The organism is Dermacoccus nishinomiyaensis, from assembly GCF_900447535.1.
Classification (GTDB): Bacteria; Actinomycetota; Actinomycetes; order Actinomycetales; family Dermatophilaceae; genus Dermacoccus; species Dermacoccus nishinomiyaensis.
In genome coordinates this window covers 1,037,781-1,051,258 of sequence record NZ_UFXX01000001.1, presented here as the reverse complement: position 1 = coordinate 1,051,258, position 13,478 = coordinate 1,037,781, and the positions used below count along the sequence as shown (strand labels likewise).

15 protein-coding genes are annotated in these 13,478 nt (G+C 69.5%); 10 read left to right on the top strand and 5 right to left on the bottom strand.

What is annotated here, in order from left to right; all coding sequences use genetic code 11:
* Nucleotides 1–133: 133 nt before the first annotated feature.
* Nucleotides 134–1,153: a GNAT family N-acetyltransferase gene (locus DYE07_RS04935; RefSeq protein ID WP_115296463.1), complete on the bottom strand. Its 1,020-nt coding sequence runs from the start codon at nucleotides 1,151–1,153 to the stop codon at nucleotides 134–136.
* A gap of 193 nt (nucleotides 1,154–1,346) precedes the next feature.
* Between DYE07_RS04935 and fdxA the strand changes: the two genes are divergently transcribed.
* The 3 genes from fdxA to DYE07_RS04920 all read left to right on the top strand — a co-directional run bounded on the left by fdxA (nucleotide 1,347) and on the right by DYE07_RS04920 (nucleotide 4,700).
* A complete protein-coding gene (gene fdxA / locus DYE07_RS04930) occupies nucleotides 1,347–1,670 on the top strand; it encodes a ferredoxin (protein WP_006947414.1) in 324 nt (107 codons plus the stop codon).
* Nucleotides 1,671–2,197: 527 nt separating this feature from the next.
* Nucleotides 2,198–3,313 (top strand): succinyldiaminopimelate transaminase, encoded by a 1,116-nt coding sequence (gene dapC, locus DYE07_RS04925; RefSeq protein WP_038567239.1) that lies wholly within the window; start codon nucleotides 2,198–2,200, stop codon nucleotides 3,311–3,313.
* A 121-nt stretch (nucleotides 3,314–3,434) separates the two neighbouring features.
* The gene (locus DYE07_RS04920) at nucleotides 3,435–4,700 is read left to right on the top strand and encodes a citrate synthase (protein ID WP_115296462.1); all 1,266 of its coding nucleotides are present in this window, start codon (nucleotides 3,435–3,437) and stop codon (nucleotides 4,698–4,700) included.
* Nucleotides 4,701–4,890: 190 nt separating this feature from the next.
* On the opposite strand, the gene DYE07_RS04915 is transcribed toward DYE07_RS04920, so the two are convergent.
* Together DYE07_RS04915 and dapD are read right to left on the bottom strand one after the other, a co-directional pair.
* Nucleotides 4,891–5,139 (bottom strand): hypothetical protein, encoded by a 249-nt coding sequence (locus DYE07_RS04915; RefSeq protein ID WP_006947437.1) that lies wholly within the window; start codon nucleotides 5,137–5,139, stop codon nucleotides 4,891–4,893.
* Between the two features lie 131 nt (nucleotides 5,140–5,270).
* A complete protein-coding gene (dapD, locus tag DYE07_RS04910; protein ID WP_115296461.1) occupies nucleotides 5,271–6,200 on the bottom strand; it encodes a 2,3,4,5-tetrahydropyridine-2,6-dicarboxylate N-succinyltransferase in 930 nt (309 codons plus the stop codon).
* 153 nt (nucleotides 6,201–6,353) lie between these two features.
* Here dapD and dapE point away from each other — a divergent pair, with 153 nt between their 5' ends.
* The 4 genes from dapE to DYE07_RS04890 are packed head-to-tail and all read left to right on the top strand — an operon-like array spanning nucleotide 6,354 to nucleotide 9,461.
* The gene (gene dapE / locus DYE07_RS04905) at nucleotides 6,354–7,424 is read left to right on the top strand and encodes a succinyl-diaminopimelate desuccinylase (protein WP_040015149.1); all 1,071 of its coding nucleotides are present in this window, start codon (nucleotides 6,354–6,356) and stop codon (nucleotides 7,422–7,424) included.
* Nucleotides 7,424–8,320, top strand: coding sequence for an LOG family protein (locus DYE07_RS04900; RefSeq protein WP_237723924.1), 897 nt, complete (start codon nucleotides 7,424–7,426; stop codon nucleotides 8,318–8,320). Before dapE ends, DYE07_RS04900 begins: the two co-directional genes overlap by 1 nt.
* Before the next feature lie 11 nt (nucleotides 8,321–8,331).
* Nucleotides 8,332–8,871 (top strand): DivIVA domain-containing protein, encoded by a 540-nt coding sequence (locus DYE07_RS04895; protein WP_115296459.1) that lies wholly within the window; start codon nucleotides 8,332–8,334, stop codon nucleotides 8,869–8,871.
* A complete protein-coding gene (locus DYE07_RS04890; RefSeq protein ID WP_115296458.1) occupies nucleotides 8,868–9,461 on the top strand; it encodes a DNA-3-methyladenine glycosylase I in 594 nt (197 codons plus the stop codon). The genes DYE07_RS04895 and DYE07_RS04890 overlap by 4 nt, the downstream gene beginning before the upstream one ends.
* 297 nt (nucleotides 9,462–9,758) lie before the next feature.
* On the opposite strand, the gene DYE07_RS04885 is transcribed toward DYE07_RS04890, so the two are convergent.
* Entirely contained in the window at nucleotides 9,759–10,547 is a 789-nt protein-coding gene (locus tag DYE07_RS04885; protein WP_115297080.1) for an enoyl-CoA hydratase/isomerase family protein, read from the bottom strand.
* A 197-nt stretch (nucleotides 10,548–10,744) separates the two neighbouring features.
* Between DYE07_RS04885 and DYE07_RS04880 the strand changes: the two genes are divergently transcribed.
* A complete protein-coding gene (locus DYE07_RS04880) occupies nucleotides 10,745–10,912 on the top strand; it encodes a DUF3117 domain-containing protein (RefSeq protein ID WP_006947428.1) in 168 nt (55 codons plus the stop codon).
* A gap of 226 nt (nucleotides 10,913–11,138) precedes the next feature.
* Here DYE07_RS04880 and DYE07_RS04875 read toward each other — a convergent pair whose 3' ends face one another.
* Nucleotides 11,139–11,771: an O-methyltransferase gene (locus DYE07_RS04875; protein ID WP_115296457.1), complete on the bottom strand. Its 633-nt coding sequence runs from the start codon at nucleotides 11,769–11,771 to the stop codon at nucleotides 11,139–11,141.
* Nucleotides 11,772–12,145: 374 nt separating this feature from the next.
* On the opposite strand from DYE07_RS04875, the gene sigE reads away from it, so the two are divergent.
* Both sigE and DYE07_RS04865 read left to right on the top strand, forming a co-directional pair.
* The gene (sigE, locus tag DYE07_RS04870; RefSeq protein WP_006947438.1) at nucleotides 12,146–12,829 is read left to right on the top strand and encodes an RNA polymerase sigma factor SigE; all 684 of its coding nucleotides are present in this window, start codon (nucleotides 12,146–12,148) and stop codon (nucleotides 12,827–12,829) included.
* Nucleotides 12,826–13,458: a hypothetical protein gene (locus tag DYE07_RS04865; protein WP_006947441.1), complete on the top strand. Its 633-nt coding sequence runs from the start codon at nucleotides 12,826–12,828 to the stop codon at nucleotides 13,456–13,458. Before sigE ends, DYE07_RS04865 begins: the two co-directional genes overlap by 4 nt.
* Nucleotides 13,459–13,478 lie beyond the last annotated feature (20 nt).

Sequence of the window (13,478 nt, the reverse complement as noted above, 5' to 3'; positions counted from 1 at the left end):
CCTGAGTGCGGGCAGGGGGGTCAACGGCGTCTCTCGAGGCATCGCCCTGCCTGCGCGCGTGGATCTCTGACCGGATTCGCGTCGTGCGCGACGCGAATCCGGGCGATGATCGCGGAGGTCGGTGCCTCGGTGGTCAGTTCGGCTGGAGGTAGACGTACCTGTGGTGCGTCGTGAAGCCGAGCGATTCGTACAGAGCGATGGCCGGTGCGTTGTCGGCGGCGACCTGCAGGTACATCGACGCCTCGTCGGCGCGCAGCGCTTCGTCGGCGCAGGCGCGCAGGAGTTGTCGTGCGAGGCCCTGACGGCGGACGTCGGGGCGGGTGGCGAGGGCGAACACTCCGGCCCATCCCGGCGACAGCGCCAGGCGAGCGTGGGCGACGGCTCCCGAGGGCGCGCCCGCCGCACCGGAGGTGATGCCGTCCGTGTCAACGGGCGGCGTGAGCGCGAGGAAGACCTGCTTCTCGGAGCCTTCCAGGACGCGCCGGGCGTCACTCTCGTGCGTGCGGGCCCGGTCATCGGCGAGCGACCACCACGCGTCGTCGAGGGCGGGGGAGACGTTCGTGCGCCTCGAGCTGGTCGACGTGCGCCGCGCAGCCGCAGCGACGTCGGCGCTCGCGGCCGTCATGACACGTACCGGGCGGAGCGCCTCCCAGCCGAGAGTGGTGGCCTCCTGGACGAGGGGGTCGTCGTCGGCCGAGAAGCCGGGTGAGAGAGGCACCTGGATCAGGGGCGGCAGCGCTCGAGCGTCATACCAGCGTCGAACGGTGGCAAGCGCGTCGGCCGTCGACGGGCCGGGTTCGCCGAGGACGAGAGCCGAGTTGGCACGCCCGGTGTAACCGCCGGCAGCGCGCAGCATCCAGCGTCCGAACCACTCACGTTCGTGGGGCGGCCAGCCGTCCGTCATGAGCTCTTCGAGATCCTCGACGGAGACCGCGCGATGCGGCGCGCCACGCCGGCCGGGGCGTGGGCCGAGCGCCTTCGCCGTCACGATGTGCGTGATGGCGACGCGCACCTCGCCGCGCCGGGTGTCGACGACGACATGGCCAACGTCGACGGAGCGGACGGTGCCGACGATGTCCGTCAGGGTCGCGTTCGCGTCGAGCGTGCCTGCGGCGGCGGCGATCTCGCCGGCTGTCAGCCGCCGGCGAATCATGACCCGTGCGCCCTCTCGCAGGGTGGAAGCAAGGGTGGGCTTGTTTTCGGCGGAGTCGCGCACATCGGCATACTAGGAGGCAACCATCCGAACATCGCACCGTGACGCTCGGATACCAAGAACGTTCGCTGTCCGCATCTCGCCTCTGCACGGGTCGGCCGGCGGGCGCAACGCGACCACCGAGGAGCTACCCGTGACGTACGTCATCGCCCAGCCCTGTGTCGATGTCAAGGACAAGGCCTGCATCGAAGAGTGCCCCGTCGACTGCATCTACGAGGGTGAGCGTTCGCTCTACATCCACCCCGACGAGTGCGTCGACTGCGGCGCGTGCGAGCCGGTGTGCCCCGTCGAGGCCATCTACTACGAGGACGACACGCCCGAGGAGTGGGCCGACTACTACAAGGCCAACGTCGAGTTCTTCGACGACCTCGGCTCGCCCGGTGGCGCCGCGAAGATGGGCGTCATCAAGAAGGATCACCCGATCATCGCCGTCCTGCCCCCGCAGAACCAGGACTGACGACCAGGGCTGGTGGCCAGGGCTGACGGTGAGGCCTGACGAGGACCGGCAGGCCGACGTCTGTGCCCCAAAGGTGCTGGGCGCTTGCGTGCCTGCACGCGAACCTCGCTCGCGCCAATAGAATCCTGCCCTTTCGAACCCCGCGCCAATCGAACCCCCGCGCGAGCTGCTGACGGCTCGTGCGGGGGTTCGTCGTGTCCCGCACCCATCTGTGATCTACGTCTACATCTGCGAATCCCGTCCACCTTCGCGATCTACGTCCCCTCCGGCGATTCCTGTCCACATTGGCGATTGTCGTCCACATTTACGTCGTCGGCGCAGCACGTGGGTCGACCGCGAAGGTGGACGAAAATCGCAACAGTGGACGAAGATCGCAGCGGGGGAGGTGATTCGCAGAGGTGGACGGAAATCGCGAATGGTGACGAAGATCGCAGGAGTGGACGCCGTTAGCCGATGGGCATGCGGCCCTGGCGGCGCGGGGGTTCGGGCAGGGTGGGGATGTCGGTGGCAGGTGCGAGAATGGCGGCATGGCGCTCAACCTTCCTGACTTCCCCTGGGATTCGCTGGCCGCGGCCAAGGCGCGCGCGAGTGAGCACCCTGACGGCATCGTCGACCTCAGCGTCGGCACGCCCGTCGATCCGACGCCGCAGATCCTGCAGGACGCACTCGCGGCCAACGCCGACGCCCACGGTTACCCGCAGGTGTGGGGGACCCCCGATCTGCGTGAGGCGATCGCCGCCTGGTACGCACGCCGCCGCAACGCGAGCCACGTCGACCCCGACGGCGTCATGCCCACGGTCGGTTCTAAAGAACTGGTCGCGTGGCTCCCGACGCTGCTCGGCCTGGGCGCCGGGGACGTCGTCGCCTTTCCCGAGGTCGCCTACCCGACGTACGACGTCGGCGCTCGCCTCGCGGGCGCGACGCCACGTCCGATGCGGGGCCTCACCGAGTTCGGGCCGCAGGCGCCGAAGCTGCTGTGGATCAACAGCCCCGGCAACCCGAACGGCAAGGTTCTCGGTGTCGAGCACCTCAAGAAGGTCGTCGACTGGGCACGCGCGCGTGGCGTCATCGTCGCGAGCGACGAGTGCTACGCCGAGCTCGACTGGCGTGACGGCGCCGGCGAGGCGGGGCAGCTGAGCGCCCCGAGCATTCTCGACGACCGCGTGTGCGGTGGAGATCACACCGGGCTGCTGTCGGTGTACTCCCTGAGCAAGCAGTCGAGCCTTGCCGGATACCGTGCGAGCTTCGTCGCGGGTGACCCCGCGATCGTCAAGCAGCTCGTCGACGTCCGCAAGCACGCCGGCATGATCGTGCCGTGGCCGGTGCAGCGGGTGCTCAAGACGGCGGTCGAGGACGACGCCCACGTGGCCGCCCAGAAGGCGATCTACGCGCGCCGCCGCGCCGCCCTCAAACCTGCGCTGGAGGCGGCAGGCTGGCGGATCGACGATTCCGAGGCCGGTCTGTACCTGTGGGCGACGCAGGGACGCCCCTGCCGCGAGTCGATCGACGCGCTCGCCGAGCTCGGCATCCTCGCTGCGCCGGGCGACTTCTACGGCGTCGCGGGCGAGCAGCACGTCCGCATCGCGCTGACGGCCACCGACGAACGGGTCGACGCCGCTGTGAGGCGCCTCACAGCGGGTTGACGGAGAGTCAAAGTTTTTCATCTACCCGGTGGTAGCGGATTAAAAGCAGCGGAAATTCTCAGGTAACGTCTCATTCGCTAACCCGGTACACCCCTGCCGGTCCGCAAGGAGGAAAACCCACATGACTTCTCAGGGCAACGCCACGTTCACGGCCGACGACAAGGAACTCGAGTTCCCGATCGTCGAGGCCGTCGAGGGCTGCAGCGGCTACGACATCTCGGCGCTCATGAAGGAGACGGGCAACGTCACCCTCGACGTCGGCTTCGTCAACACCGCGTCGTGCAAGTCCGCCATCACCTACATCGACGGTGACCAGGGCATCCTGCGCTACCGCGGTTACCCCATCGACCAGGTCGCGGAGAACGCCTCGTTCCTCGAGGTCGCCGCGCTCCTCATCGACGGTGAGCTGCCGTCGCAGGCTCGTCTCGACGAGATCACCCAGGCCGTCGCGAAGGCGTCCGTCCTGCCCGAGGGCCTGGAGAAGATCTTCGACGCGTTCCCCAAGGGCGCGCACCCGATGCTGAACCTCGCCTCCGTCGTCCCGGCGCTCGGCACGTACTACGCCGACGCGCTGTCGGTGAAGGACGACGCCGCGATCGACAAGGCGACGGCCGTCCTGCTGGGCGCCGTCCCGACGCTTGCCGCGTACTCGTACCGCAAGTCGATCGGTGAGTCGTTCATCGCGCCCGACGCCTCGCTCGGGTACGTCGAGAACTTCCTGCACATGATGTTCGGCGGCGACGTCGACCAGGCCACCGCCGATGCGCTCGACATGCTCTTCACGCTGCACGGCGACCACGAGCAGAACTGCTCGGCCTCGACCGTCCGCATGGTTGGTTCCGCCGAGGCGGACCTGTTCCAGTCGATCACCGCCGGCATCGGCGCACTCTCGGGCCCGCTGCACGGTGGCGCGAACTCTGCTGTTCTCGAGATGCTCGAGAAGATCCAGTCGACGGGTGACTCGGCCGAGGACTTCATGGACAAGGTGAAGAACAAGGTCGACGGCGTGAAGCTCATGGGCTTCGGCCACCGCGTCTACAAGAGCTACGACCCGCGCGCCGCCATCGTCAAGAAGGCGACCCACTCGATCCTCGAGAAGAACGGCAAGGACGAGCAGCTCGAGCTCGCCATGGGCCTCGAGGAGCGCGCGCTGAAGGACGACTACTTCGTGCAGCGCAAGCTGTACCCGAACGTCGACTTCTACACGGGCCTCATCTACAAGTCGATGGGCTTCCCGACGAACATGTTCACCGTCCTGTTCGCCATCGGCCGCATGCCCGGCTGGATCGCGCAGTGGCGTGAGCAGAACAAGGACGCGGCGAAGAAGATCGGCCGTCCGCGTCAGGTGTACGTCGGCGCGACCGAGCGCGACTACCCGACGAAGTGACGCCGGCGCGGCGCTGATCGCGTTCGCACCGTCGGACGAAGGGGCTGTTCACCATCGAAGGTGAGCAGCCCCTCCATCATGCCTGACGTCCGGCCGGTACGACGGCCTTCCCCGCGTCAGGGACGGGGGGTGTCGCCCCACGCAAGAGCGCGCGCTGGGTTCGATCGGTCGCAGCGGCGAGCGGCGGGCGTCAGCCGATGAACGAGATCCCGAACGTCGCGAGCAGGCCCAGCAGCAGGAAGAGTGCGACGATGCGCTGCATCCTGCTCGCGCCGCTCATCGACGACGCGGCCTGCAGCTCCGGCGCCGAGTAGGCGTCGAAGCCACTCTCGCGGACCTGCTTGCGCTCGCTGACGGGCACCCGCGTCTCGTGCGGCTCCCGCAGGTCCTCGCGTGGGCTCGGGCCGTCCACGTGCGTTCGGTCGGGGTGGCTCGTCATCGTCGTCTCCTCGTGCGTGGGGCGCTCACAGTGTGGCGCCTGGCTGACGGTCCGTGGGGTTGAACGGGTGATGAAATGCCGCGAGGCGCCGCGGCTCGGATGGCCGCGACCCCGCATGCCCGCCTGTGGCGTCAGTTCTTGTGCAGGTCCGCGTTGAGCTCGATGCCACTGCCGGCGCGGGCGCGGCACTCGACGGCGCCCGTCTCGGAGTTGCGTAGGAACAGCATGTTGGCGCCACCGGAGAGCTCGACGGCCTTGGTGACGGTGCCGTCGGGCATCGTCACCTTGGTGCCGGCGGTGAGGTAGAGGCCCGCCTCGACGACGCAGTCGTCACCGAGCGCAATGCCGAGGCCCGATTCGGCGCCGAGCAGGCAGCGTTCGCCGAGGCTGACGCGCTGCGTGCCGCCGCCCGACAGGGTGCCCATGATCGAGGCGCCGCCGCCGATGTCGGAGCCGTCGCCGACGACGACGCCCTGCGTGATACGCCCCTCGACCATGGAGTGCCCGAGCGTGCCGGCGTTGAAGTTGACGAAACCCTCCTGCATGACGGTCGTGCCCTCGGCGAGGTGGGCGCCGAGACGCACGCGGTCGGCGTCGGCGACGCGGACACCGCTGGGCGTGACGTAGTCGGTCATGCGCGGGAACTTGTCGATGCTGAAGACGCTGACGGGGCCACGCTGACGCAGACGCGCGCGCGTCATCTCGAAGTCGTCGACGGCGCACGGGCCGAAGTTCGTCCACACCACGTTGGCGAGCCGGCCGAAGATGCCGTCGAGGTTGATGGTGTTCGGCAGCACGAGGCGGTGGCTGAGCAGATGCAGGCGCAGGTACGCGTCGGGAACGTCGTCCGGGGCGGCGTCGAGGTCGATGACGGTGCGCACGACCTTCGTCGTCACCGTGCGCGCGTCGTCCTTCGTCTCGAGGGCGGTGAGCGCGGACGGAGCCTTGGTGGCGTCGTCGGGTGTGCCGAGCGCGGGGGAGGGGTACCACGTGTCGAGCGCGGTGCCGTCGGCGGTCACGGTGGCGAGGCCGTAGCCCCAGGCGGTGCGTGCATCAGTCATGACGCCCAGGCTACCGAGGGGTTCGCGGCTGTGGGTGGGCTCGTCCGGGTGGCGGGCCGACCCGTCTGCGATTCGCGCACACATTCGCTCCCCGGGCGATGGACGTTCGTCTCCCGTGCCACGGTTGTCGGCGACGGGTCATAGGGTGTGGGCATGGCTTCTCTGGACCTGACGCAGGACGTCGTCGCGCTCACCGAATCGGTGTGCAACATCGAGTCGGTCTCTCTCGATGAGAAGAACCTCGCCGACGCGATCGAGGCCGAGCTCGCGACGCTCGACCACCTCGACGTCGTACGCGACGGCAACACGATCGTCGCCCGCACGAACCTGGGGCGTGACGAACGCATCGTCCTCGCCGGCCACATCGACACGGTGCCGCTGACGAAGGATCCCGCCAACCTGCCCGTCAAGCGTGTCGGCGGCAAGCTGCACGGGCGCGGCACGACCGACATGAAGGGCGGGGTGTCCGTCCAGCTCAAGATCGCCAAAGAACTGACGGAGCCGAACCGCGACATCACCTTCGTCTTCTACGAGGGCGAGGAGATCGAGGATCAGCACAACGGTCTGGGGCGCATTGCGCGCACCCGACCGGAGCTGCTCGAGGGGGCCGCGTTCGCCGTCCTGCTCGAGCCGACCAACGGCGGTATCGAGGGCGGCTGCAAGGGGACGCTGCGGGTTCACGTGCGCACCAAGGGAATCGCCGCCCACTCGGCGCGGCCCTGGAAGGGTGACAACGCCATCCACAAGGCTTCCGACATCCTCAACCGGTTGCGTGAGTACGAACCGCAGACGGTCACCGTCGACGGTCTCGACTACCACGAGGGCCTCAACGCGGTGAACATCTCCGGCGGCATCGCGGGCAACGTCATCCCCGACGCGTGCACGGTGACGGTGAACTACCGCTTCGCGCCGGACAAGAGCGCCGAGGACGCGCTCGCGTACGTCACGACGTTCTTCGATGGTTTCGACATCGAGTGCGACGATCTCGCCGGGGGCGCCCGTCCCGGTCTCGACCGCCCGGCGGCGAAGGCGTTCGTCGACGCGCTCGGCCTGCCTGTCGTCGCGAAGGAGGGGTGGACGGACGTCGCGCGCTTCTCCGCCGTCGGCGTGCCTGCGGTCAACTTCGGCCCCGGGGACCCGAACGTCGCCCACATGGACGACGAGTGGTGCCCCGAGGATCAGATCGTCACCGCGCTCGAGCTGCTCAAGGGGTGGCTGGCCTGATGGCGCACCACGACGACGAGCGCGACGCGCGTAGCGCCCGCGGGAGCGAGGAGATGGTCGACGTCGCGTCGCAGCCCGGCCCGGTTGCCGATTCGGGTCTCGCGGCCCGCCGTGACGAGGCAGAACGCCGCAAGGCCGGCCCCGAGCACGACTACCACAAGGGTGCCGTCACGCTGCGCGGCAAGCACGTGCCGCGCACGACGACCGACCAGCGACTGCTCGACTCGAACTTCGAGGCGGACTGGGTCCACACCGACCCATGGCGCGTCATGCGTATCCAGGCCGAGTTCGTCGAGGGCTTCGGCGCGCTCGCCGAGCTGGGGCCCGCCATCAGCGTGTTCGGCTCGGCGCGGCTCAAGTCCGAGCATCCGGCGTACGCCGTGGGCGAGCAGGTGGGGCGCGCCCTGGTCAAGGAGGGCTTCGCCGTCGTCACCGGCGGGGGCCCGGGCGCGATGGAGGCCGCGAACAAGGGCGCCTTCGAGTCAGGCGGCACGTCCGTCGGGCTCGGCATCGAACTGCCCTTCGAGACGGGGCTCAACCGCTTCGTCAACCTCGGCGTGAACTTCCGCTACTTCTTCGTGCGCAAGACGGTGTTCGTCAAGTACACGCAGGGCGCCATCGTGCTGCCGGGCGGTGTGGGGACGCTTGACGAGATGTTCGAGGCGATCACGCTCGTGCAGACGCAGAAGGTGACGCACTACCCGATCGTGCTCGTCGGCACCGCGTTCTGGAGCCCGCTGCGCGAATGGTTGCGCGCGACGGTGCTCGCCGAGGGCATGATCTCTGAGCGCGACGTCGACCGCATGGTCATCATCGACACCGCAGAAGAAGCCCTCGCGTTCATCCGTGACGCTCACCGCGCCGCTCGCGCGGGCGAGCGTCCCGTCGAGGCCTGAGGAGCACCATCATGATGATCGTCCTCATCGTCGTCCTGATCGTCATCATCGGGGCGCTCGTCGCGGTTCTCGCCGGGCGCATCGGCGTCGACTCGATGTCGGGCCCGAGCAGCACGTCATCGTTCGAGTTGCCGCCCGGCCCCCTGGGCGCACAGGGCGTGGACGCCGTTCGTTTCGACCAGGCACTGCGCGGGTACAACATGGGTCAGGTCGACGCGGTGCTCGACCGCCTGTTCGAAGAGATCGGTGAGTTGGAATCGCAGCTCGGCGAGAAGCCCGACGGTGCGCGCGCCACGACGGCTCGCCCTGACGCCGTGGCCGACGCGGAGGGTGCGTCTCGTAGCCGCCCGGCCGGTGACGAGGCGGCCGAGATCGTCCAGTTCCGTCGTCGCGAGCGCCGTTCGCTCGGGCACGAGCGCGAGGACGAGGCGTCTGAGACCGCGGTGCGCGGGGCCGTGGCGCTCGACAAGGGCGATGAGCCAGTTGGCAGTGATGCACCGGGAGGCCGGCACACGGCGTCGCGGGAGTCGTCGAGCGACCGCGACGCATGAGCCTGCTCGTCGTCGGTGACGACGGTGTCGCCCGCTGCGCATGGGCCACGAGCGCGCCAGATTACGTCGCCTACCACGACGACGAATGGGGGCGACGGGTGCGCGGTGAGCGGGAACTGTTCGAGCGGCTGACGCTCGAGTCGTTCCAATCGGGGTTGTCGTGGCTGACGATCCTGCGCAAGCGTGAGGCGTTCCGGGCGGCCTTCGTCGGGTTCGAGCCGGATGCCGTGGCGGCGTTCGGGGCTACCGATGTCGAGCGGTTGATGGGCGATGCCTCGATCGTGCGTAATCGCCGCAAGATCGAGGCTGCGGTGACGAACGCGCGCGCCGTCGTCGAGCTGCGTGCCGACGGTGGGCTCGAGGCGCTCATCGACACCTTCCCGCCTGCGGCGCACGAGCGCCCGACGACCGTGGCGGACGTCGTCGGGTCGTCGGACGAGTCGACCGGGCTCGCGAAAGAACTGAAACGGCGCGGCTTCGCGTACGTCGGACCCACGACCTGCTACTCGCTCATGCAGGCGTGCGGGTACGTCAACGACCACGCAGCAGGGTGTGTTGCCGGCGACGCCATCGAACGTCTGGCGGGGTGAGGTCGAGGCGCCCGGTGCCCGGCGCCGTCGGCGGGTCGGGCGTGACGGCTGCGTCGTCGGCGTGAGCCCTCCGAGCATCACGTTGACGGCGGGGGTGCGCGCCGAACGCAGGCAATCTGTGCCGCGCCCCCTAGGGACCGTCGCTCGGCACCGCCTCGGCACCCCCCAAACTACCGGCGGGGACGACCGTCAGACACAGGGTGCCCTTCGCGCGGCTCTTGGAGCACCAACCTGCGAACGGGGGGAGCGACGGGCCGCCGTCGCCGTAGGCGAATGTGGACGAAAATCGCCGATGGGTCAGCGGCCCTCGAAGGTCGGGGGCTGCTTGGTGAGGAAGGCGTCGACGGCGCGTCGGTGATCGTCGCTCGATCCCGTGCGGATCATGAGCGGCTCCTCGTGGGCCAACGACTCCACCAGGGAGTGGCTCGACGCGAATTCGAGCGCATCGCGCATCGCGGCGTAGGCGAGGGTCGGGCCGGCCGCGAGTCGGGCCGCCCATGACTGCGCTGCGGCGAGGGCGTCGTCCTCGATGCGGTTGACCAGGCCGATGCGTACGGCCTCGTCGGCGTCAATCGTCCGCGCCTCGAAGAGCAGTTCGCGCGCGCGGGCCGAGCCGACGAGTCGCTGCAGGCTCCAGCTCGCGCCCGTGTCGCAGCTGAGCCCGATGCCCGCGAACGCCGTCGTGAACTTGGCCGTGGGCGCGGCGATCCGGAAGTCGGCGAGCATCGCGAGCGACAACCCGGCGCCTGCCGCGACGCCGTTGACGGCGGCGATGACTGGCTTCGGCATCTGCGCGAGCGTCATCGCGATCGGGTTGTAGTACCGCGACACCGATTCGAACGGGCCCTTCGACCCGGCACCGAGCTGCTCGGCGTGCTCGCGCAGATCCTGGCCGACGCAGAATCCGCGCCCGGCCCCCGTCAGGACGAGGGCTCGGATCGACGCATCGTCGGCGACCTGCCTGATGGCGGCGAGCAGCGCGGTCTTGCTCGTGTCGGTCAGCGAGTTGAGCGAGTCGGGGCGGTTGAGCGTGACGGTGGCGACGGCGTCGCTCACGTCGACGAGAACTTCAGAGGTGGCGGACATGGTGATGAGTTTCACACATGGATTTCGTCTGCCTGGCAGGACGCGCAATAATGGTGGGTAACAAGCTGATCGACGAGCACATCGGCCCCCTGCGAGAGCGGGGAGCCATGTTCGGCGCGACGGAGGATCGCGGCACGCTTCGACGATGTGGCAGAACCTAGCGCGCCGCGTGGCGCGTTCTCGAAAGGGGTCAACCCATGGCAGCGATGAAGCCGCGGACCGGTGACGGTCCCCTTGAGGTCGCGAAGGAAGGCCGCAGCATCCTGCTGCGCATGCCGCTCGAAGGCGGCGGACGTCTCGTCGTCGAGATGAACGCTGACGAGGCCAAGGCCCTCGGCGCCGCGATCACCGACTGCGTCGGCTGACGCGTTCGTCACGCACCGCTCGAAACAGGCGCCTCATCCCTCCGGGGATGAGGCGCCTGTTCGCGTCGTGCCAGCGCCGGCGGCTGGGTGGCAGCGCGACAGGCAGCCGCGCTGTGTGTCGCCACTCGTGTTCGCGAAACTCGTGGCCGAGGGTGAGCAGGCGGGAGTCAGCGCATGGCGCGCCTCGCGCTCGCGCAACTCGTCGCAGAGGGCGCGCAGGCCAGCGTCAGCGTTTGACGCAGACGAGGAGGCCGTCGCCGACGGGCAGGAGCGTCGTGAGCAGGTCGTCACGTTCGCGCAGCGCCTTGCCGAGGGCGCGCAGACGCTTCGTCGTCTCGTCGCGCACCGCGGGGTCGGCGACGCGGTCATGCCACAGCATGTTGTCGAGGACGATGACGCCGCCGCGCCGCACGAGACGCAGCGCCTGCTCGACGTACGCGGGGTATTCGTCCTTCTCACCGTCGACGAGGACGAGGTCGTAGGCGGCATCCGCAAGGCGCGGCAGCACCGTCAGGGCGCTGCCGGAGATGATGCGGGTGCGCTGGGGCGGGTAACCCGCGCGCTGGTACGCCGCGCGGGCGGCGCGCTGGTGTTCCATGCTGATGTCGATCGTGGTGAGCACCCCGTCAGCCGGCATGCCGTCGAGCAGCCACAGCCCGGACGAACCGGCGCCCGTGCCGATCTCGACGACGGTGCGCGCCGCTGTCGACGCCGCGAGCATGCGCAGGGCAGCGCCCGCGGCGCTCGTCACCGGGGTGGCGCCGAGGTGCTCGCCCTGGATGCGGGCAGCCTCGATGTGCTGGGGCTCGTCGGCGAAATCCTCGGCGTACGCCCAGCTCGCGGGCTTGAAACTGGTCATGGGGGACATCCTAGGGGCGCTCGCAGCCCCACCCGATCCGTGGGTCGGCACGCGGCTGTGCGCCGATGGCGGCTCCAGGCCCAGTGCAGCCGACTCTGCGCGCAGTGCGGCGCCAGCCCCTGTGCAGCCCACTGTGCGCGGATGACGGCCGTCGAGCTCCGCGGCCCGAGGCGCTCGACGTCTCAGCAGCAGGGCAGCGTTCGGAATGCGCGACGAGAATGCAGCATCCGCAATGGGCCCCACGAATTCTGAACGCAACTGGGCCTCAGCCGCACGAGGCGGCCAGCCGGCGGGTCCCTCAGCAAGTCCACAGGCATGCCGGGGATAATGAATGCTCGCGGCGCGCCAGCGCCGAGATGCGGTCGGGAGGACCCATGTCGATGTCGAACCCCCGGGGCGCAGTTGCCGACCCCGTTCACCCCGTCAACACGCGCTCGCGTGTGCATGTCGCCGAGCAGGCGCCGCCTGGCTGGCAGCCGCCGACGTGGGAGGAGATCGTCACCGAGCACAGTGCGCGCGTCTACCGACTCGCCTACCGCCTCACCGGCAACGTCCACGACGCAGAGGACCTGACGCACGACGTCTTCGTGCGCGTGTTCAATTCGCTCGGTTCGTACCGTCCCGGCACCTTCGAGGGCTGGCTGCACCGCATCACGACGAACATGTTCCTCGATCGCATGCGCCGCAAGCAGCGCATCCGCTTCGACGCCCTGGCCGACGACGCCGACGGCCGGCTGCCCTCCGGAGCGGCCGGGCCCGAGCAGGTCGTCCTCGACGCGCAGTTGGACGACGACGTGCAGCGCGCGCTCGACGCGCTGGCCCCCGACTTCCGCGCGGCGGTCGTGCTGTGCGACATCGAGGGCCTCACGTACGAGGAGATCGCCCAGACTCTCGGACTGAAGCTCGGCACGGTGCGTTCACGCATCCACCGCGGCCGGGCCGCCCTGCGCGAGTCGCTCGCGCATCGCTCGCCCGCCGCTCGTGAGGCGCGACGTCGTAGCGTCGTCCAGGCCGCGAAGGAGGGGCTCACGCGACGCCCGGCCGTGGGGCTCACGTGATCCGCCGGTATCGCTCGGGGCACCTGGGCGAAGCCATCGACCTGTACGTCGACGCCAGACTCGACGCGGTGTCGATGCGGTGCGCGGCGCGCCACCTGCTCGTGTGCTCGGTGTGCCGCCGTGACGTCGACGCGGAACGCGCCATCGTTCGTGAGGTGCGCGCGGTGCCCGTCGACCCCGACCGTCATGCTTCCCTCGTCGCAGGGCTGCTCGCTCTGGCGCCGGAGTGCGCGTCGCGGCCGCCGTCAGCGGCGCCTGGCTCCTGCGCCGACGAGGCCATGGTGCTGGAGGCGGCGCCCCACCGCGCTGCGGCTGGTTCCCGGGAGGACGAGATCGCGTGGCAGGATGCCACGCGCCAGCACCCGGCAGCGCGCCGGCGCCGCTCGAACGTGCGGGCGGGGCTCGTCGCGGGTCTCGCGGGCCTCGGCTCGACCGCGGCATGCGTGGGCGCGTTCGTGCTCGTCACACCGTCGCATTCCGCGCCGATGGCGCCGGAGCGCAGCCGCATGGCGAGCGTCGGAAGCGACAGGATCGCGCCCCCGACGATCGATGTCGCGGGCAGCCGCGAGGTCACGCACGGTGAGCGGGTGACGGTGAGTCGCGCCGGATCAGGCAGAATGGCCCCATGAGCGAGTTCGCAGGGGTGACG